Raw genomic sequence first — 19,173 nt, forward strand, 5'->3', positions numbered from 1 at the left:
GGGCAGCCGCCCGGGCCGCGACGTGGTCCGGGCGGCTGTATTATGCCGGTTGGTACCGCTATGCAGGCCGTAATGGGCGGCATGCCCAAGCGGAGGCTTGAAAGCATTGGCGATGGACAATGGAGCCCAAGGAGCGGCGCGGCAGCCACTCGGCTTCCTGCTTCTCTATGCGCTCGCCTATGCGGGCGGCGTCACGGCCTACACCCCCTTTCTCATGCTCGTCCTCCCGGCGCGGATTACCGACCTCGCCGGCGCCGAAGATATTGTCTGGCTGGGCTATATCGTCTTCGCGGGCGCGGTCGCGGCCAGCGTTTCGGGTGTCCTGTCGGGATGGCTGAGCGACCGCACGAGCAGCCGCCGTCTGTGGGTCGCCGTTGGCATGGTCGCGACGATCCTCCTCCAGCTTGCCATGACGCAGTGCGACAGCATCGGCGCCCTGCTCTGGTTGGTCGTGGCGTGGCAGCTGGCGCTCAACCTGATGCTCGTGCCGCTGATCGCCTGGGCCGGCGACTTCGTTCCCGACACGCAGAAAGGGCTGCTCGGCGGCCTGCTCTCGATTGCGCCGGCATTGGGGGCATGGTCGGGCATCTTGTTCGCGGCCGGGGCGGTGGCCTCTTTCGAGGGCAAAGCCGTGATCATCGCGGCGATGACCGCTGCGTTGGTGCTGCCGTTGCTGCTTCTGGGCCATCCACGGCGCCTCACGGCATCGCCGGGCGTAACACCGGCGAGCCAAGCCACGTCACCGCACCTCAAATCGGCCGCGGCTCGCATGTGGGTCGCGCGTCTCCTGATGCAGATTTCCGGCGCGGCGCTCGCCAGCTATCTCTATTTCTGGCTCCGCGCGCTCGACCCCGCGATGGGGGATGGGGAGAAGACTATCTTGTTCGCGGGCGGCCTGTCGGCGTCGATCGTCGTCGCGCTGTTCCTCGGTCGCTGGTCGGACAGACGTGGTCATCCTTTTGCGGTCTTGTCCTTGATTTCGGCGCTCGCGGGTTTGGCGCTCGCCGCGATGGCGCTTGCCGACGACCCGGCGATGGCAAAGCTTGCCTATGTCCTGTTCGGAATCGCCGGCGCGACCTTTCTTGCGCTGCACGCGAGTCAGACGCTCCGCGTTTTACGCGACCCCGCGCAGCGCGGGCTGGGCATCGGTTTGTTCAACCTGACCAACACCGCGCCGTCGCTCGTCATGCCTTGGATCGCCATCTCGGTGGTTCCAGGCTTCGGCTTCGGCAGACTATTTTTGGTGCTCGCGCTACTCGCACTATGCGCCGCCGCGCTGCTTGCGACGATGCCGCGCGATGTTTGATGTACCAGCGACCTTGCGTGGGCGAGCAACCGTGCCGGACGGTCCAACCGGCAGCCAAGCGAGACTTTGTTCGGATTATCGGGCAGCATGCCCACGCCTTTTGAGGGAGACATAGACATGGCGATTGTGCCGCACGATAGCGCGATGGATGCGGGCAGGGGAACCGAGCCGGGCGGCCATGTCGATGCCCCCGAGCTGCGCCTGTTCGTGATGGGCCTCTTCTTCATCTTCGGCGGCATCACGTCATTGAACGATGTGCTGATCCCCAAACTCAAGGAGCTGTTCACGCTCAACTACACCCAGGCGATGTTGGTGCAGTTCTGCTTCTTCACCGCCTATCTGCTGATCGGTATCCCGGGGGCCAAGCTGGTCAAAAGGATCGGCTATATGCGCGGCGCGGTGGCCGGACTGGTGACGATGATGGTCGGTTGCCTGCTCTTCATCCCCGCATCGCAGACCGCCACTTACGGGCTGTTTCTCTTTGCGCTGTTCGTCCTCGCGAGCGGGGTGGTGATCGTGCAAGTCGTCGCCAACCCGCTGATCTCGCTGCTCGGCAAGCCCCAGACTGCGCACAGCCGCCTGACCTTTGCGCAGGCGTTCAATTCGCTCGGTACCACCATCTTTCCGCTCGTCGGCGCGGGCCTGATCCTCGGTTCGCTCAAGGATGTATCGGCCGAGGATCTGTCGGGCACGGCGCTGGAGGCCTATCGCGTCGCCGAGAGCCAGGCGATCGTTCATGGCTATCTCGGGATCGCGGCGGCGCTCGCGGTCGTTGCCGTGGCGGTGTGGATGTTCCGGGGTCGGCTCAAGGACGAGAAGCATGAAGCCAGCAGCGGCTTTGCGGGCCTCGATCTTCTCAAGCGTCCGCGCTTCAGCTTTGGCGCGCTGTGCATCTTCCTTTACGTCGGCGCCGAGGTGTCGATCGGCTCGCTGGTCATCAACTATCTCGCGCTCGAACGCGTGCTCGGCCAGCCCGAGTCCGCCATCGGCTGGATGATTGCGCTCTATTGGGGCGGCGCGATGCTCGGGCGCTTCATCGGCTCGGGTGTCATGTATCTGGGCGTCAGTCCCGGCAAATTGCTCGCGGCGGTGGCGGTCGGCGCTATCACGCTGATCCTCGTCTCCGCCAGCAGCAGCGGGACCGTCGCGGCCTATTCGCTGCTCGCGATCGGCCTGACCAATGCGATCATGTTCCCGACGATCTTCAGCCTCGCGTCCGAAAAGCTTGGACCCCGCGCGGCCGACGGGTCGGGCATCATCAACATCGCGATCTTCGGCGGCGCCGTCGTCCCACTCGCGACCGGTGTGCTCGCCGACCTGACCGGCAGTCTTGCGTTCGCGTTGTTGTTGCCTGCCCTTTGCTATGCGGTGATCGCATGCTTCGGCTATTATGCGAGGCGCCCGGCGCTGTAGCCCGCCCGCGCCGTGCATTTGTGGTTTGCGTCCGACATCCGCATGTGAGGCATAGTGCATGTAGAGGTGGCGCCTTTGTAACGTTGCCACACATTGCGGTGAATTTGGAAAAATGACGTAGGCGCGACTATGGTTCGTGAATGTCATTCTCAAAACCAGCCAGCGCCAGCCGGTTGGCGTCCCCCGCGCCCCTGAACGCGTTGAACGCCAGCCTTCTGCTCGATTTCGACGGGACGCTTGTCGACCTTGTCGACCGTCCAGACGCGGTCGTTGCGGACCTGCCCCTCAAAGCCCTTCTCGACCAATTGGCCGGAACCTTCGAAGGGCGCATAGCTTTGGTAAGTGGGCGCTCGATCGCGCAGCTAACGGGCTTCTTTGGTCAACCCTTGATCGAGTTCGGTTGTGTCGGGAGCCACGGCGCGGAAGTACAGGTTGGCGGGTTGCGGGCTGCGCCCGTTCGTCCCGCCGCTCTGAGCGTGGTTGAGCAAGCAATGATGTCGGCGTTTGGAAAGACGGAAGGTATCATCGTCGAAACCAAATCGCACGGTGTTGCGCTGCACTATCGCCTCGTGCCTGCGGCCGAATCGAAGGTTCGGGAATTGGCCGCCCGGCTTGCCCAGTCGAGTGGATTAATGATTCAGGAAGGCAAGATGATGATCGAACTTCGCGCTTCCGGGCATGACAAGGGGACCGGGATTGTCGATTTGATGGCGCATGCCCCCTTCTTGGGTACGCGCCCGATCTTCATCGGTGACGATCTTACCGACGAAGCCGGCTTTGCAGCCGTCGAACGGATGGGCGGATTCGGCATTCTGGTCGGGACGGAACGGCCAACCGCTGCACGCTATCGGCTCGATAATGTAGCCGCTGTGCGCAGCTGGCTGGGGGAAGCGACATGACCGCAACGCTCGACCTTTGGCCGATCGGAAATTGTCAGGTCTCGGCACTCGTTGATCGCGCCGGCCGTTTCGTCTGGGGCTGTACGCCGCGGGTCGATGGCGACCCCGCCTTCTGCTCATTGCTCGACGACGCGCCGCCCGCCGGCGAACAGGCTTTCGGCTTTTGGGAAATCGATCTCGACGGTGTCGTCGAAACGCATCAATCCTATCTTCGTAACACGCCGGTGCTTGTCACCCGGCACGTCGACGAGCGCGGCAATTCGATCGAGGTCATCGATTTTTGTCCGCGCTTCAAGCGCAGCGGCAGAATGTACCGCCCCGTCGCGTTCGCCCGTATCGTTCGCCCGCTGTCGGGAAGCCCGCGCATCCGGGTGCGCCTGCGTCCGGCGCGCCAGTGGGGCGCGTCGCGCGCGCCGACAACGCGCGGCTCAAACCATATCCGCTATCAGGTGGATAGCAGCGTGTTACGACTTTCGACCACCGCGGCGATCGGTTGGCTCGAAGACGAGCGCCTGTTTCGCGTTGAGCGGCCACTCTATTTTTTCCTCGGCCCCGATGAGAGCTTCGTCGGCGAAATTGGCAGCAGTTTGGAATCGATGCTCGATCAAACCGTCGACGAGTGGCGGAACTGGGTTCGCGGCCTCGCAACGCCCTATGAGTGGCAGGAGGCCGTCATTCGCTCGGCGATCACGCTCAAGCTGTGCCAGCATGAGGAGACCGGCGCGATCGTCGCGGCGCTGACCACCTCGATCCCCGAACATGCAGGGTCGGGGCGCAATTGGGACTATCGCTACTGCTGGGTGCGCGACGCCTATTATACCGTGCAGGCGCTCAACCGGCTGGGCGCACTCGACGTGCTCGAGGGCTATCTCGAATATCTGCGCAATATCGTCGACAACGCCGCCAGCGGTCACATCCAGCCGCTCTACGGCGTGGGCGGCGAAGCGACACTGGTCGAGCGCGAAGCCAAGGCGCTCAGCGGCTATCGCGGCATGGGTCCGGTTCGTGTCGGCAATCAGGCCTATGAGCAGATCCAGCACGATGCCTATGGTCAGATCATCCTCTCCAACGCCCAGGCCTTCTTTGACCATCGCTTGCTGCGCGTCGCAGGCGTCGAGGATTTCGCGGCGCTGGAACCGGTCGGCGAGCGTGCCTGGGAAAATTTCGACAAGCCCGACGCGGGGCTTTGGGAGCTGCGCACCAAAAGCCACGTTCACACCTATTCGGCCGCCATGTGCTGGGCCGCCTGCGACCGGCTGGCGAACGCCGCCGATGTGCTGGGGCTCGCGGACCGGCACGCCTTCTGGAGCGACCGCGCGGCCAAGATGCGGCTGCGGATCGAACAGGCGGCCTGGCGGGCGGACAGCGATCGCTTGTCCGCAACCTTTGCGGGCGACGATCTTGACGCGAGCCTCCTGCAACTGCTCGATCTCAGATTTCTTGCCCCCGACGACCCACGCTTTCTGGGGACGCTGGCGGCGGTCGAGAACGGCCTGCGGCGCGGGTCGCATATGTTGCGCTATGCGATCGAGGATGATTTCGGACTGCCGCACACCGCATTCAATGTCTGTACCTTCTGGCTGATCGAGGCTTTGCATTTCACCGGCCGTGACGCCGATGCGCGCTTGCTGTTCGATGAGATGCTCTCGCGCCGGACGCCAGCAGGGCTTCTGTCCGAAGACATCGATCCGGTTACGGGCGAGCTGTGGGGCAATTACCCCCAAACCTATTCGCTGGTTGGGCTCATCAACTGCGCCGTGCTGCTCAGCAAGCCATGGAGTGCGATCCGATGAGCCGGTTGATTGTCATATCGAACCGTGTGTCAGCCCCAACGGCGGACCAGCCTGGGGCGCAGGGTGGGCTTGCGGTCGCCCTCACCGCGGCGCTGCGTGAGGCCGACGGAATCTGGTTCGGCTGGTCGGGCGAAACCGGAGAGACGGTTGCCCCCAAGTTCGAAACTTATGACGGGGTCACGTCCGCGACGATCGATCTGCCCGAGCAGGACGTTGAGGAATATTATGACGGCTATGCCAATCGGACCTTGTGGCCGCTGTTCCACTACCGTCTCGGCCTGACCGAATTCGAACGCGATTTTCAGGGCGGCTACGAGCGCGTCAACCGCCTGTTCGGCGAGTTCATCGGCCCGCATATCCTGCCGGACGACCTGATCTGGGTGCATGATTATCACATGATCCCGCTCGGTTGGGTGCTCCGCCAGCGCGGCCTGACCAATCGCCTGGGCTTTTTTCTGCATATCCCCTGGCCGCCGACGCGCCTGCTCACCGCCTTGCCCGACCATCGGCGTCTGGTCGAAGCCCTGTTCGCTTACGATGTCATTGGCTTTCAAACACAGGAATGGCTCGAAACCTTCCACGACTATGTCGTTACCCAAATGGGCGGGTCGATCCACGATGATGGTTCGATCACGGTTGGCGGCCGCACCATCTGCGCCATCGCCTGTCCGATTGGCATCGACGCCCGCGAATTCATCGCCGGGGCGAGCAGCCCGCAGGCTGTCGCGACGCATCGCCGGATGATCGAAAGCTCGATCGGGCGCAGCCTGATCGTCGGCGTCGATCGGCTCGATTATTCCAAAGGCCTCGAAGAACGCTTTAACGGCTATCAGCGTTATCTAGAAACAAGGCCCGAAGCGCGCGCTGTGGTTTATTTGCTCCAGATTGCGCCACCGTCGCGCGCTTCGGTTCAAAGCTATCAGGACATTCGCGCGCAGCTCGATGCGCTGTCGGGCCGTATCAACGGCGCCTTCGCCGACATCGATTGGGTGCCGCTGCGCTACGTCAACCACGGCTATCCTCGCGACGTGCTGGCGGGCGTTTACCGGGCGGCCCGCATCGGCCTGGTAACGCCGCTGCGCGACGGTATGAACCTGGTCGCCAAGGAATATGTCGCCGCCCAAGACCCGGAAAACCCAGGGGTGCTGATCTTGTCGCGCTTCGCCGGCGCCGCGACCCAGCTCGACCAGGCACTGCTGGTAAACCCCTATAGCCCCGATGACATTGCCGATGCCATCGAACGGGCTCTTGCCATGTCCAGAGAAGAACGTTTGGCCCGCTGGAAACCAATGTTCGCCAATATTTGCAACGAGGACGTCAACTGGTGGCGCGAGCAGTTTACCGCCCGTCTTGGGGGCGCGTGAGTGTGAGAGCTCGGGAGAGAGTTCGTTGTGCCGCGGCAGCGGCGACATCATGCTAAGTGCAATATCACGCCACAGCTGGTGTAATGGGCGGGGCAATTGACGTGACATCGTCCGCTGTGGAAACATCTTTTCTCATAGCTGCTCGCCGGCAAGCGGCCAGTTCCGCACTTGCGACGCGGACACTTGGTTCGAAGGCAGAGGCCAAGGGTTCAAAGCCCTTCGGGTGCGCCATTTCTCTTTCATCGATATTCGTACCGCGCGCCGTGCGCTATTCGCGCGGCCGCCGCCCTGCGGCGCATGCGTGTCGCTTTGTTCGCCGGCTCGCAAACGGCGCTGGCGACCAGCACGCTTTCGCGCAGTTTTGCGGCAATGATCACAGCTGTTTGCGCATCGAGATCGTCCAGCGCGGTTTCAATATGAATAAGGCCGCCGCGTAGCTGCGCCGACATCATCGAAGGGATCAGCGATCGTTGCGCAAAGATACCGGCGATGCGCGGTAGCGTCTGCGCGTCAGGAACCGCGACGATCCGGAAACAGTGGCTCACGCCGCGAGGCGCCCTGCCGATGCGATCAGGCGCTCGGCAGTTTCGTCGGCGGCGGTGGCGGGGGAGATGTCGCGGCGGGCCGCTTCCTCCAGAATCGCGGTGACGCGCGGGCCGATCTGGGCGACACGGCTCGCGACGCTCGCGGCGCTCTCGCCCAGATATTCGGCCGACACGCTGATGATGCCCCCCGCGTTGGCGACATAGTCGGGGACATAGGTGATCCCGTGCTCGCGGAGCATGCCCGCGATTTCAGGCGTCGCGAGCTGGTTGTTGGCGCCGCCGCAGACGAGCTTCGCCTTCATCGCCGCGACGGTTGGTTTATCGAGCACGCCGCCGAGCGCGCAGGGGACGAAGACGTCGGCCTCGACCGATGCGATCGCATCGGCGCTGACGACGCGCGCGCCAAGGATCGTGGCGAGCCGGTCGCGGCGGCCGGGTGCGACATCGGCGATGACCAATCGTGCGCCTGCATCAGCAAGGCGGCGGCACAGCTCGCCGCCGACACTGCCGGTCCCCTGCACCGCGACGGTGAGCCCCTTGAGATCCGAGCCGAGCGCGAAGGCTGCGCTGGCCTCGATCGCGCCGAACACGCCTTGCGCGGTCCATGGCGACGGATCGCCGCCTGCCGCCGCGCCGACCGCGGCCAGCCCGGCGACATGGCGGGTCTCGCGCGCCACCTCTTGCATGTCGGCGACGGTCGTTCCGACGTCCTCGGCGGTGACATAACGGCCGCCTAGCGCCGCGACGGCGCGGCCAAAGGCTTGGAACAGCGCGGCGCGGTCGAACGGTCCGTCGGGACGACGCAGCACCGCTTTGGCGCCGCCAAAGGGCAGTCCCGCCATGGCGTTTTTGTAGCTCATTCCTTCGGCGAGCCGGAAGGCGTCGGTGAACGCCTGATCGAGGTCGGGATAGTGCCACAGGCGGCAGCCACCCGCGCCCGGCCCCAATGTCGTCGAATGGACGACGATGATGCCGTCGAGCCCGGCGCTCTTGTCCTCCAGACGGACGGTTTCGAGCGCGGGCAAGCGACCTGAAAATTGCACAACCATGACGGCCTCCTGTTCTGCGCCACTTATGGCAGAGGGGCCGAGGTCAATCTTGCTCGATATTTCGACTTTTTGCCGCTATGTCGGTCAATATAACTCAGATACTCGCCTATTGAGGTTGAAATGACCGATCTGGATCCTTTCGAGAAAAATATCATTCGCGAGCTGCAACGCGACGCCAGCCTGACCACTGCCGAGCTTGCCGAGCGCGTCGGGCTGTCGCCGTCGCCATGCTGGCGGCGCATCGACCGGCTCGAACGCGATGGCTATATCAAGGGGCGGGTGGCGGTGATCGACCGGCGCAAGGTCGGGCTGCACGCGCATATTTTTGCGCAGGTCAAACTCAACGCCCACGGCCGCGCCAACCTCGACGAATTCAGCGACGCGATCGCGGCCTTTCCCGAAGTGCTCGGCGCTTATGTGCTGATGGGCAATATGGACTTCATGCTGCGCATCGTCGCCAAGGACATCGACGCCTATGAGGCGTTCTTCTTCGAGAAGTTGAGCAAGCTGCCCGGAGTGCAGGAAATCAATTCGACGGTGGCGCTGTCGGAGATCAAGTCGACGAACGAGCTGCCGATTATCTAGGGTTCGATAGGTCGCTTGGCTAAGGTGACCAGTTTGACTCGCGCCGCCGGGTGCGCCAGATGCCCCGGCATGGCGGTTTCGGCCAAACATGGGAGGGAAGCAGCACCACATGTACGACCTGCTGACCGGCCTGTCGGTGATCGAAGCCTCATCCTTCGTCGCCTCGCCCACCGCCGGGCTCTATTGCGCGCAAATGGGGGCCGAAGTGATCCGCGTCGACCAGATCGGCGGCGGTCCTGACTATCGCCGCTGGCCAGTAACCGCGGGCAATGACTCGCTCTACTGGGAAAATCTCAACCGCGCCAAAAAGTCGGTCGCGCTTGATTTGGTTCGGCCCGAGGGCCGCGATCTGTTGCAGGCGCTGGTGCGCGCGACGGGCCAGTTCATCACCAACTTCCCGGTCGGCGGTTTCTTGTCGCATGATGTACTCGCCGCGGAACGCCCCGACCTGATCACCGTCCGCATCATGGGCTGGGCCGACGGCGCGCCCGCGCTCGATTATACCGTCAACAACAGCGTCGGTTATCCGATGCTCACTGGTACCGGCCCCGCGCCGGTCAACCATGTGCTGCCCGCATGGGATTTGCTCAGCGGCGCTTACGCCGCATTTGCGCTGCTCGCCGCGATCCAGCGGCGGACGGCAACCGGCGCGGGCGGCGAGGTGCGGGTTCCGCTATCTGATGTCGCGATCGGCACCGTCGCCAATCTCGGCGGGGTGGCAGAGGTGCTGTATTCGGGCGCCAACCGCCCGCGGCTCGGCAATGCGGTCTATGGCCTGTTCGGGCGCGATTTTGTGACCGCCGACGGCCAGCGGACGATGATCGTCGTCGTGACGGCGCGGCAATGGGCCAATCTGGTCGCGGCGCTGGATCTGGGTGGGGCGATCGCAGCGGTCGAATCGGCGCGCGGGGTGTCTTTTGCGACCGACGACGGTCTGCGCTTCACCCATCGTGACGCGCTGTATCCGCTGTTCGAACGCGCCATCTCTGGCCGAAGTCATGCCGACCTCGCTGCCGCATTCGATGCGGGGGGAATAGTCCATTCGCCCTATCGCACGATGCTCGACGCCGTGCAGGATCCGGGGCTGGTCGCGAGCAACCCCATCTTTGGGCAGGCCGACAACCCCAGCGGTTTCGCCTATCCCGCCGCGGGCGCCTTTGCGACCTTGCCGCAGGACGCGCGCCAGCCGCCGTGCCCCGCGCCGCGCAATGGTCAGCATAGCGAAGAAATTTTGGCGGACCGCCTTTCGCTGCCACCCGGCGAGATTGCTCGGCTGATCGATGCCGGTATCGTCGGGGTGGTCTGACATGCACTCGATCTTTTTCTGTTCCCTCGCACAGGCGGGGGCCCATCACCGCCCTTCTCGTTGCCCGACGTCCGTTCGTGTGCGCCGCATGGGTCGGTTGATGGACCCCTGTCTGCGCGGGGAAGCAGCGAACGCATGTGATCTGACAAGCAAATCTGGAGAATGACATGACCCTGCGCCGCGCCGCCATCGTTGCCCCGATCCGTACCGCCGTCGGCAAATTCGGCGGTGCGCTCGCCAGCCTGGATGCAGGGCAGCTGGGTGCCGTGGTGCTCAAAGCCTTGATCGAGCGCACCGCAATCGACCCGGCGCGCGTCGATGATGTCGTTTTTTCGCAGGGCTATGGCAATGGCGAGGCGCCGAGCATCGGCCACTGGTCGTGGCTGGCCGCGGGGCTTCCGCTCGAAGTGCCGGGCTACCAGCTCGACCGCCGCTGCGGCTCGGGGCTGCAGGCGATCGCCAACGCCGCGATGATGGTGCAGACCGGCATGTCCGACGTCGTCGTCGCGGGCGGGGTCGAATCGATGTCGAACGTCGAACATTACAGCATCGATGTCCGCAAGGGCGTGCGCGCCGGCAATCTGGTGCTGCACGACCGGCTGACCCGCGGGCGGTTGATGTCGCAGCCGATCGAACGCTTCGGGGTGATCAGCGGGATGATCGAGACCGCCGAAAATCTCGCCAAGGATTATGGCATCACGCGCGAAGCCGCCGACGCCTATGCGGTGGGCAGCCATCAGCGCGCCGCGGCGGCGTGGGCCAAGGGGCTGTTTGACGACGAGCTGGTCCCGGTCGCGGTGCCGCAGCGCAAGGGCGATCCGGTGATCTTTGCCCATGACGAGGGCTATCGCGCCGATGCGACGCTGGAATCCTTGGGCGCGCTGCGCGCGATCGAGGCGAAGAATATCCCTGGCGCGGTGGTGACTGCGGGCAATGCCAGCCAGCAGAATGATGCCGCCGCCGCGTGCCTGGTCGTCGCCGAGGACAAGCTCGACGAACTCGGGCTCGAACCGATCGCCTGGTTCCACAGCTGGGCGGCGGCGGGCTGTGACCCCAGCCGCATGGGGATTGGCCCGGTTCCCGCAGTCGAGCGTCTTTTCGCGCGCACCGGGCTCGGCTGGGACGACATTGATCTGGTCGAATTGAACGAAGCGTTCGCGCCGCAGGTGCTCGCCTGCCTGAACGGCTGGGGCTGGGCGGACGATGACAGCCGCCTCGCCATGCTCAACGTCAACGGCTCGGGGATCTCGCTCGGCCACCCGATCGGCGCGACCGGCGGGCGTATTTTGGCGAACCTGACGCGCGAGCTGGTGCGCCGCGACGGGCGCTACGGGCTGGAGACGATGTGCATTGGCGGCGGGCAGGGCATCGCCGCGATCTTCGAGCGCGCCGCCTGATGGATTTGCGGCAAGCGCTGCAAGCGGCGGACATCTATCGCGCCGCCTCGGCGGAGGCGCTCGCCGCACGGTTGGCCGTGCGCCCGATCGATCATGAGCAGCGCGCCGCGCATGGTTTTGCGTGGGTCGCGACGACGGTGGCGGCGCTCGATGCGGTGCAGGCGTGGTGCGAGTCCGGCCAAGGCGCGAACCCGCTTGATGCGAAGATTGCGGCCCTCGCCTTTGCCGAAGGGATCGGCCAGCTCGTGGGCGGCTTGGCGATGGGACAGAACGAGATATTCCGCCCCGCCGATCTCGGGGTCGGTGCGGCGGCGCGGACGCTCGCCAACAGCTGCAGCGACCTGCTCGACTCCGACCATGCCGCGATGCGGGCAGAAATCGCGGCGGCGCTCGCCGACGGCCACTGGCCCAGCGAAACGCTGCACGATGCCGACCTCGACGCGATCCGCGACCAGTTTCGCCGCTTCACCGATGCCGAGATCGTACCGCACGCGCATGGCTGGCACCTTGCCAACGCGTTGATTCCCGACGCCGCGGTGCGGGCGATGGCCGATCTTGGCACCTTCGGCGTCTGCATCCCTGAGGATTTTGGCGGGCTGGGCCTGTCCAAGCTGGTGATGTGCATCGTCACCGAGGAATTGTCGCGCGGCTGGATCGGCGCGGGATCGCTCGGCACGCGGTCGGAGATCGCAGGCGAGCTGATCGCGATGGGCGGTACCGACGCGCAGAAAGCCCACTGGTTGCCGCGGATTGCGAGCGGCGAAATTCTGCCGACCGCGGTGTTCACCGAACCCGACGTCGGATCGGACCTTGGCTCGCTCCAGACGCGCGCGCGACAGGAGGCGAGCGGGATGTGGGTCATCGACGGGGCGAAGACGTGGATTACCCATGCCGCGCGGTCGGACCTGATGACCCTGCTGGCGCGCACCTTGCCCGACGCGAAGGGCTATGCCGGGCTGTCGATGCTGCTCGTCCCGAAGCCGCGTGGGACCGAGAGCGACGCCTTTCCGGCTGCGGGGATGAGTGGCAGCGAGATTGAGGTGCTCGGCTATCGCGGGATGCGCGAATATGCGTTGCAATTCGATGCGATGGCGGCGCCTGCCGACGCTTTGCTCGGCGGCGAAGAGGGGGAGGGGTTCAAACAGCTGATGCGGACCTTTGAAGGCGCGCGCATCCAGACCGCGGCGCGCGCGGTGGGGGTGGCACGGCGGGCGCTCGAACTGGGGCTGGACTATGCGTTGACCCGCAAACAATTCGGCAAGGCGATCCTCCATTTCCCGCGCGTCACCGACAAGCTGGCGATGAGCCTGGTTGATTTCGTCACGGCGCGCGAGCTGAGCTATGCGGCGGCGCGCGCCAAGGACAGCGGCAGGCGCTGTGATATCGAGGCGGGGATGGCGAAGCTGCTCGCCGCGCGCGCTGCTTGGTCGAACGCCGACGCCAGCCTGCAAATCCACGGCGGCAACGGTTATGCGCTCGAATATGAGATTAGCCGGGTGCTGTGCGACGCGCGCATCCTCAACATTTTTGAAGGCGCGGCGGAAATTCAGGCGCAGGTGATCGCGCGAGGGCTGATCGAGCGGCGTAACTGATCCGCGGCTGGGGTAACGCTGCGTTTTTACCGCGTCCCAAAAAAATAATTTGCCTCGTAACAGGGTTAATGCGAGGGGCGCCAATCGCCGCGAAGCGAGCATTTGGGGGGTGAATTTCGTTTCGGTCGCGCAGAGCGAGACCGCGTGTCTCCGCTACCAAAACTTGATTTCGACTCGTGATGCTCTATTCAAATCCCGTGCACGGCGACCCTGACAATTACATCAGCTTGCTGTCTGTCGCGCAGATTGAAACGTTGCGACACGTTTATGAGCACAAAAATTCCAAACAAATCGCCCGTCTGATGAATGTTTCGCCGCATACGGTGGACGAGAGAGTGCGGCGATCGTTAAAAAAGCTTAATGCTTCCAATCGGATAGAGGCGGCCCGTATCCTGGCAGTTAACGGTGTCTTCGACCATGTTACCCCTTATCAGCCTTTGACATATCAATTGATCGACCTAGGCGACACCGCCTCACCCTCCGATGCCGAGCCGGGGCGCAGTTCGTTTCGGCGACTATTCGATATCGGTTTGCCGTTCCCGACCGCGTCCCAGCCGACCAATCGGCATGGGTTGATGGAAAGGATTATCTGGCCAATTTTGATCGCCTTTGCGACCATCTTGGCGTTTTCCGCTCTCTATTCGATCCTTGTCGGACTTGGTCAGCTGATGTCCTGAACGTCCGTGCCGAATGCTGCGGGGGGGAAACCGGTAGCATTCTTTTTCAAGGAAAAAGAACATGCTGAATGAACGAGTTTCGGCGGCGAAAAAAATTGCGGCCGACCTGCACCAGGCCGAAGATGCCATCGACGAAGCGATGATCCGCATCGCCCAGCTGGCGGCCACCCTGCCCACCGCGCGCCGCGACACCAATATGTCGGCGATCGTCGGCCAGACCGCGATGTCGAAGGTTGCGAATGCGCTCGCCGCCGCCGGCGAAGTCCGCCAGTTGTTGACCGACGCGCATCTCGCGCTGACGGTAACGCAAAAGGAAGTTGGACTGGGAACGCGCATGTTCGGCGCCGGTGTCAAACCTGCCGCCGCCAAGCTTCGCGACGAGGGCAGCAACGACCAGGCCGCAACCGAAGTCGCCGCAGCGCCTTTCGCGCGGGCCGTTTGAACATCAGGAAAGGTTGACAGCCACAATGTGGTCCGTGGCGATTTACTATACAGTACTGCTCATTACGGTCGCCGTTGCCCTCCGGCGCGGCGGTCCGTTTGAGCGGTGGGCGGCCTACACCGCCCTGATCGCCTCGGTTCTCACCAGCGCTGTGTCTCCGTTCCCGACCTGGGCCGATATTGAATTTAATATCTTTGTCATTGATGTGCTGGTGTTGCTCAGCTTCTGGTTCATTACCCTGAAGACGCAGAGTTTCTGGCCCTACTGGATCACCGGCTGGCAATTGATCGCCATTTTCGGCCATATCCAGAAATTCATGTTCGCAGAGATATTGGCGCGACCCTATTCGCTCCTGTCAGTTTATATATCGTATCCGATTCTGTTGCTGATCATTTATGCAGCGGGTTCATCCAGCCGGAAGCGTGACGTCGCAGCCTGATGTTTGTGGCACCCCAAAGGGTTTCCGCGCATGCAGCAATTTTCGAACCAAGAAGTAGCAGAACTAAAGTCGCGGATCGACGAGATCCACGAACTGCTGGCGGGCCGCGGCGGTGAATTGTCGGCGCCCCCGACAGATCGTAGCGGCAACGGAGGCAGCGAAGGCTCGCCCCAGGCGGTGTTGCTGAACCAGCTGTCGCTCAGCATCCAGATCCGCCGGATCCGCCGCAACCATTTTGGTAGCGCTGAACTGGCGGGACCGATCTGGGACATGATGCTCGACCTGATGCTCGCCGAAAGCCACGATCGCGCGCTCAGTGCCAGCGATCTGGCGACCGGCGCCGGGGTGCCGCTGTCGTCGGGGCTGCGGATGATCAGCACGCTCGAGCGGCTTGGGCTGGCGCAGCGCTCGATCGACGAACGCGACCGGCGGCGGACGATCGTTCGCCTGACCGGTAGCGGAACCGAACGCATGGCGAGCTACTTCGAAAAAATCGGCGTGGCCTCGCAAAACAACCACATGCTCGCGGCCTGACCTCCCCCGACCGGGTGCGATGGCCGAGCGGGTCGCACACGCCGCACCCGGTCACCCCTCCGATCTGCCCAACTAGTCGGTCATCTGGCGCATCATCCGATCGATCTTGGCCATCGCCTCGCGCTTGATCTGGCAAATCCGCGCCGCGCTGACGTCGAGGGTCAGACCGATTTCATGCAGATTGAGCTCTTCGAAGAAGTAGAGCTGCAATACCATCTGCTCGCGGTCGGACAGACAGCTGATGCACTGGCGCAGCGCCCCCATCAGATCGGCCTGCTCGCATTGCTCGCCCGCACCGACGCCCTCGTCGGGTAGCAGGAAGGCGCCGATGTCGGTCAATTCGTCGAGCGAGGTCGAACGGCCATGCGTCGCATTGCGTTCGAGCGCGAAATAATCCTCGGGTGACAGGTCGAGCGCCGCCGCCATTTCGGTGGCGGCGGGCGCCCGCATCAATTGCTGTTCCAGGGCCGCGCGCGTCGCCTGGATGCGCTTGGCTGCGACCATTGCCGAGCGGCCGACATCGGCCTCGCGGCGCAACTGGTCGATCATCGCGCCGCGGATGCGCGTCGTTGCATAAGTGGCGAAGGCAAAGCCGCGCTCTTCATAATTCTGGCTCGCCTCGATCAGCGCGATCAGACCGGTCTGGATCAAATCGTCGAGTTCGCTCGTCCGCGACACGCGCGAAAACACCTGCCAGGCGATCTTGCGGACCAGCGGCGCATATTCGTCGACCAGCGCCTCGACGCTTTCGCCATAGCCGCGCACGCGCGGGGCGCGGGCCATCGGCGCCGCGAATTGCTCGGCGGGCTCAATTCTCATGCACTTGGTCCTCCATATGGGCGTCCGGCCCGGTCGCAAGGCGCGGCACGTCGGCGCCGATCGTCGCGACGATTTCGGTCTGTTTGCTGGCCGGGATCTCGAGGTAAGAGATCACGGCAACGTCGGGAAAAGTGGCGCGGATCAGCCGCGACAGCGCCGAACGACAGATTGGCGAGGCGACCAGCGCAAAGCTGCGTGTCTGGAGCAGGAGCGGTTCGACGGCCTGCCCGACCTGTTGGATGATCTTCATCGCCATGCCGTGTTCGAACGGCCATTCGGCGCCCGGATTGGCGCGCACCGACTGGTTGAGCAGCACTTCGATCTCGGGACTGAAGGTGACGACGGGCAGCGGCATGCGGCTCGGCACGATCGTCTGGACGATCAGCGCGCCGATGCGCTGACGCACCGCTTCGACCAGATCGACTTCGCCCAGTTGCTGCGCCGCGGTCGCGACCATCGCCTCGGCAATCTTGCGGAAATCGCGCAGCGGCACCCGCTCGACCAGCAGCGACTTGCACAGGCTGGCGACGCGCGGCAGCGGATAGCCCTGCGGACTGAGGTTTTGGGCGAGCTGCGGATAGTGGATCTTGAGGTTGTCGATCAGCGACTGCGCATCGTCGATCCCGAACAGGTCGGCGGCGGCGCCTACGATGCTGTTGTTGAGGTGGGTGGCGACGACAGTCGCGGGGTCGACGACGGTATAGCCTGCGGCGATCGCGTCATTCTGCGTCGCCTTCGGAATCCACAGTGCGTCGAGGCCGAAGGTCGGATCCTTGCACGGCCGCCCCAGCACCTTGGTGACGAGGTCGCCCGAATCGAGCGCGAGCATTTCGTTGGGGAATACCTCGTCCTCGCCAACGATCACACCGGCGACCGAAATGCGATAGACGTTGCCGGGCAGCGACAGATCGTCGCTGACTTTTACCGGCGGGACGACGAAGCCGAGCTCTTTCGACAATTGGCGGCGGATGCCGGTGATCCGGGTCATCAGCGGCGCGCCCTTGCCGTCGTCGACCAGGCTGACCAGCGCATAGCCGATTTCGAGCTGGCAGGCGCTGGCGTCGCTGACGTCGGCCCACTCGATCAGCGACGGGTCGGGCGCGATGGCGACCGGCGGCGGCGCGTCGGCGATGGCAGCGGCGCTGCGGCGCAATTGCCAGCCGACCGCAAAGGACAGCGCGGCGGCGGGCAGGACCAGCAGCTGCGGCATCGCCGGAACCATGCCAAGGATGAACAGAATGCCGCCGACCGCCATCCAGACCGACGGTGCGGCAAACTGGCTGCTGATCTGACCGCTCAGGTTGAACGGCGACGCGACGCGGGTGACGATCGCTGCCGCGGCGATCGACAGCAGCAGCGCCGGGATCTGTGCAACCAGCGCGTCGCCGATCGCGAGCGTGACATAGGTGCTGCCGGCTTCGGAAAAGCTGAGACCGTGGCTGAAAATGCCGAGGATCAGGCCGCCAACGATGTTGACGAACAGGATCAGCAGCCCGGCGATCGCGTCGCCCTTCACAAATTTCGAGGCACCGTCCATCGAGCCGTAGAAATCGGCCTCGGTCGCGACTTCGACGCGGCGTGCCTTGGCCTCTTCGGGGGTGAGCAGTCCGGCGTTGAGATCGGCGTCGATCGCCATCTGCTTGCCGGGCAAGGCGTCGAGGGTGAAGCGCGCCGACACTTCGGACACGCGCCCGGCGCCCTTGGTGATGACGACCATGTTGATGATCATCAGGACGAAAAAGACGAACAGGCCGACCACATAGTCGCCGCCGATCAGCACTTCGCCAAAAGCCTCGATGACATGGCCCGCCGCGGCGGTACCCTCATGCCCGTGGACGAGCACGACGCGCGTCGAAGCGACGTTCAGCGCAAGGCGGAACAGCGTGGCGAGCAGCAACACCGTTGGGAAGGACGAAAAATCGAGCGGTTTGGCCGCCGACAGCGCGACCATCAGGATCGCAAGGCTGATCATGATGTTGGCGACAAAGCTGATGTCGAGGATCAGCGGCGTGACCGGGATCACCATCAGCCCGACAAGGATCAGCATCCCGACGGGCAGCGCCGAAGCGCCTGCCATCCGGCCGATATTACCGAGGTTCAGGCCGCCGGTCATGCCGCACCGCCCGTCATCGAAGCGAGCCGCCGATAGGCATCGGCGGCAAAGCCCATCGAAAGTTTGCGCGGCATCGGCTTGATTTCCATCATCTGCAGCGGGGGACGTCCCCCACCGCCCGCCAAACCGCTCGAGCTGCTCGCCGAAGCGTGCCAGCCGGCGGGGGCGAAGGGTTTCATATTTTCGATCTTGCCGCCGTTCTCGAGCTTGACGCGAAAGCGGTCGCGAATCTCGGCGAGGCTGCGCATGCTGCCGTCGGGAGCGTAAAAGACCGAGCGGTTGGCCGCAGCTGCTTCGGGCATCATTGGCGCGCCCGGCTGGTCGGGATTGGCGTCGAGCGCGGTCAGAAATTTGGCGGCGCCGCCGCTGCCCAGAAAATGAGCGAGATAGAGATCGACGGGTTCGGCGCCGCGGCCGATCCGGCTTTCCAGATAATCGCGATTGTCGCCGGTCAGCGCTGCGGCCATCGTCGAGGCAGCGGTCGGATCGTCGCGCAGGTCGAAAATCTGTTGGCGCAGCGCCGGGTCGGTGACGGTCAGCCGTCCAGAGGCATCGCGGCCGATCGCGTCGGCGGCCCAGGCAAGCCCATGGTTGGCGCCGTGGCGGTCGAGCGTGGCGAGCCACGTTTGTTTGGTGAACTGATAAAGTCCGCGCGCCGACGAGGTTGATGCCTTGGCGGTCGGATTATAGCCGCTTTCGACGCGGGCGACGTCGACCAGATAGTCGAAATCGACGCCCGTTCGTACCGACGCGTTCTGCATCGCATCCATCACGGGTGCGGCGACGCGGCGCGCGGCTTGGGAATTGTTGATTGCGTTCATAATCTGGTTCCGCTGATGCAGCCGGGCTGTCTCAGCAAACCAAAAGCAATCATCGTGCCATTTACGGCTAACGGCAGAA

General features: G+C 64.1%; 18 protein-coding genes. 13 read left to right on the forward strand and 5 right to left on the reverse strand.

What is annotated here, in order from left to right:
• Positions 1-112 precede the first annotated feature (112 nt).
• The 5 genes from CDQ92_RS03170 to CDQ92_RS03190 all read left to right on the forward strand — a co-directional run bounded on the left by CDQ92_RS03170 (position 113) and on the right by CDQ92_RS03190 (position 6,775).
• The gene (locus tag CDQ92_RS03170) at positions 113-1,306 is read left to right on the forward strand and encodes an MFS transporter (RefSeq protein ID WP_088439923.1); all 1,194 of its coding nucleotides are present in this window, start codon (positions 113-115) and stop codon (positions 1,304-1,306) included.
• A 117-nt stretch (positions 1,307-1,423) separates the two neighbouring features.
• Positions 1,424-2,719, forward strand: coding sequence for a sugar MFS transporter (locus CDQ92_RS03175; RefSeq protein WP_088439924.1), 1,296 nt, complete (start codon positions 1,424-1,426; stop codon positions 2,717-2,719).
• A 173-nt stretch (positions 2,720-2,892) separates the two neighbouring features.
• Positions 2,893-3,618, forward strand: a complete 726-nt coding sequence (otsB, locus tag CDQ92_RS03180) for a trehalose-phosphatase (protein ID WP_237246107.1) — start codon at positions 2,893-2,895, stop codon at positions 3,616-3,618.
• Positions 3,615-5,411, forward strand: coding sequence for a glycoside hydrolase family 15 protein (locus CDQ92_RS03185; RefSeq protein ID WP_088439926.1), 1,797 nt, complete (start codon positions 3,615-3,617; stop codon positions 5,409-5,411). The genes otsB and CDQ92_RS03185 overlap by 4 nt, the downstream gene beginning before the upstream one ends.
• Positions 5,408-6,775: an alpha,alpha-trehalose-phosphate synthase (UDP-forming) gene (locus tag CDQ92_RS03190; RefSeq protein ID WP_088439927.1), complete on the forward strand. Its 1,368-nt coding sequence runs from the start codon at positions 5,408-5,410 to the stop codon at positions 6,773-6,775. The genes CDQ92_RS03185 and CDQ92_RS03190 overlap by 4 nt, the downstream gene beginning before the upstream one ends.
• 239 nt (positions 6,776-7,014) lie before the next feature.
• On the opposite strand, the gene CDQ92_RS03195 is transcribed toward CDQ92_RS03190, so the two are convergent.
• Together CDQ92_RS03195 and CDQ92_RS03200 are read right to left on the reverse strand one after the other, a co-directional pair.
• Positions 7,015-7,227 carry a hypothetical protein gene (locus tag CDQ92_RS03195; protein ID WP_144035676.1) on the reverse strand — a complete coding sequence of 71 codons (213 nt, stop codon included), beginning with the start codon at positions 7,225-7,227 and terminating at the stop codon, positions 7,015-7,017.
• 89 nt (positions 7,228-7,316) lie between these two features.
• The gene (locus CDQ92_RS03200; protein WP_088439929.1) at positions 7,317-8,369 is read right to left on the reverse strand and encodes a Leu/Phe/Val dehydrogenase; all 1,053 of its coding nucleotides are present in this window, start codon (positions 8,367-8,369) and stop codon (positions 7,317-7,319) included.
• A 120-nt stretch (positions 8,370-8,489) separates the two neighbouring features.
• Between CDQ92_RS03200 and CDQ92_RS03205 the strand changes: the two genes are divergently transcribed.
• The 8 genes from CDQ92_RS03205 to CDQ92_RS03240 all read left to right on the forward strand — a co-directional run bounded on the left by CDQ92_RS03205 (position 8,490) and on the right by CDQ92_RS03240 (position 15,341).
• Positions 8,490-8,954, forward strand: a complete 465-nt coding sequence (locus CDQ92_RS03205; RefSeq protein ID WP_088439930.1) for an Lrp/AsnC family transcriptional regulator — start codon at positions 8,490-8,492, stop codon at positions 8,952-8,954.
• Between the two features lie 109 nt (positions 8,955-9,063).
• Positions 9,064-10,260 (forward strand): CoA transferase, encoded by a 1,197-nt coding sequence (locus CDQ92_RS03210; protein ID WP_088439931.1) that lies wholly within the window; start codon positions 9,064-9,066, stop codon positions 10,258-10,260.
• A gap of 167 nt (positions 10,261-10,427) precedes the next feature.
• The gene (locus tag CDQ92_RS03215; protein WP_088439932.1) at positions 10,428-11,657 is read left to right on the forward strand and encodes an acetyl-CoA C-acetyltransferase; all 1,230 of its coding nucleotides are present in this window, start codon (positions 10,428-10,430) and stop codon (positions 11,655-11,657) included.
• On the forward strand, positions 11,657-13,249 hold the full coding sequence (locus CDQ92_RS03220; protein WP_088439933.1) for an acyl-CoA dehydrogenase family protein: 1,593 nt from the start codon (positions 11,657-11,659) through the stop codon (positions 13,247-13,249). Before CDQ92_RS03215 ends, CDQ92_RS03220 begins: the two co-directional genes overlap by 1 nt.
• 179 nt (positions 13,250-13,428) lie before the next feature.
• On the forward strand, positions 13,429-13,926 hold the full coding sequence (locus CDQ92_RS03225) for a response regulator transcription factor (RefSeq protein WP_229667214.1): 498 nt from the start codon (positions 13,429-13,431) through the stop codon (positions 13,924-13,926).
• Between the two features lie 61 nt (positions 13,927-13,987).
• On the forward strand, positions 13,988-14,368 hold the full coding sequence (locus tag CDQ92_RS03230) for a hypothetical protein (protein ID WP_088439935.1): 381 nt from the start codon (positions 13,988-13,990) through the stop codon (positions 14,366-14,368).
• Positions 14,369-14,393: 25 nt separating this feature from the next.
• Positions 14,394-14,807, forward strand: a complete 414-nt coding sequence (locus CDQ92_RS03235; RefSeq protein WP_088439936.1) for a hypothetical protein — start codon at positions 14,394-14,396, stop codon at positions 14,805-14,807.
• Between the two features lie 30 nt (positions 14,808-14,837).
• Positions 14,838-15,341, forward strand: a complete 504-nt coding sequence (locus tag CDQ92_RS03240; protein WP_088439937.1) for a MarR family winged helix-turn-helix transcriptional regulator — start codon at positions 14,838-14,840, stop codon at positions 15,339-15,341.
• 72 nt (positions 15,342-15,413) lie between these two features.
• Here the strand turns inward: CDQ92_RS03240 and CDQ92_RS03245 are convergent, their stop codons facing one another.
• The 3 genes from CDQ92_RS03245 to CDQ92_RS03255 are packed head-to-tail and all read right to left on the reverse strand — an operon-like array spanning position 15,414 to position 19,094.
• Positions 15,414-16,160: a sigma-70 family RNA polymerase sigma factor gene (locus tag CDQ92_RS03245; RefSeq protein WP_088439938.1), complete on the reverse strand. Its 747-nt coding sequence runs from the start codon at positions 16,158-16,160 to the stop codon at positions 15,414-15,416.
• Positions 16,150-18,273, reverse strand: coding sequence for a flagellar biosynthesis protein FlhA (gene flhA / locus CDQ92_RS03250; protein ID WP_088439939.1), 2,124 nt, complete (start codon positions 18,271-18,273; stop codon positions 16,150-16,152). Before flhA ends, CDQ92_RS03245 begins: the two co-directional genes overlap by 11 nt.
• Positions 18,270-19,094: a transglycosylase SLT domain-containing protein gene (locus tag CDQ92_RS03255; protein ID WP_088439940.1), complete on the reverse strand. Its 825-nt coding sequence runs from the start codon at positions 19,092-19,094 to the stop codon at positions 18,270-18,272. Before CDQ92_RS03255 ends, flhA begins: the two co-directional genes overlap by 4 nt.
• Positions 19,095-19,173: the final 79 nt, after the last annotated feature.

The organism is Sphingopyxis bauzanensis, assembly GCF_002205675.1.
Taxonomy (GTDB): Bacteria; Pseudomonadota; Alphaproteobacteria; order Sphingomonadales; family Sphingomonadaceae; genus Sphingopyxis; species Sphingopyxis bauzanensis.